This is a genomic window from Microbulbifer epialgicus (assembly GCF_041447265.1).
Lineage (GTDB): Bacteria > Pseudomonadota > Gammaproteobacteria > Pseudomonadales > Cellvibrionaceae > Microbulbifer > Microbulbifer epialgicus.
Genome location: NZ_JBGMEK010000267.1, coordinates 1 through 711 on the forward strand (window position 1 = coordinate 1; position 711 = coordinate 711).

General features: G+C 42.8%; 2 protein-coding genes. One reads left to right on the forward strand and one right to left on the reverse strand.

The annotated features are described in order from the left end of the window. Positions 1-201, reverse strand: a 201-nt coding sequence (locus tag ACCI49_RS24920) for a helix-turn-helix domain-containing protein (RefSeq protein WP_371841958.1), incomplete at its 3' end; no start/stop codon positions are given. 222 nt (positions 202-423) lie between these two features. Between ACCI49_RS24920 and ACCI49_RS24925 the strand changes: the two genes are divergently transcribed. After that, positions 424-711: transposase (locus ACCI49_RS24925; protein ID WP_371838736.1), on the forward strand; the 288-nt coding region annotated here is incomplete at its 3' end.

The following is a 711-nucleotide window of genomic DNA, read 5'->3' on the forward strand; positions in this document are numbered from 1 at the left end:
AAGCTTGAGCTGATCTGGATGCTCATCTGCGATTTGTTTTTGAAGCTTTCTTTCTTGCTCTGCCGTTAACCTGCGGTTCATACCTTCTGGATAGCCGCGCTTTTTAGCGGTCAATGCTTTGAAGCCCCCAGCTTTATAAGCATTGATCCAATTTTGTGCTGCTCGACTGGAGACATCCAGTGTCCGTGCAATTTCTGCTATAGACTCTGATTTATTTCAAAGCTTTACGGCAGTTCGGCGTTTCTTTTGCTGTGCGGAAGCGGGCAATTTTCCTGCATCAATAATATCCATTTGGGTATTATACAGAACTATAGGGTTGCCGGATTGATAAGAAACCTCTGATAAGGATATATGGGTACCTCTAAAAATTCACTAATTCCCGGTAAAATAGCCTAAACGCTCACTAGTAAAGGTTATTGTCAAATGCAGCCGAGTTTTTTCGGTCTTGATGACCGCCATCGCAAGCTAAATGAACGTGATCCACTGGTTGCTCTTCGTAAGTTGATTGACTGGGAGGACTTCCGGAGTACTTTGAATAAAATCCCCACACTTCCAAGAAAGAGTAATGCTGGAAGAAGACCCTTTGATAAGGTACTGATGTTCAAGGCACTTGTATTACAGCATTTATATAACCTATCGGATGATGAGCTGGAATATCAGATACGCGATCGATTTTCATTTTGTCGATTTCTCAGCCTAAACCCGGAGGAC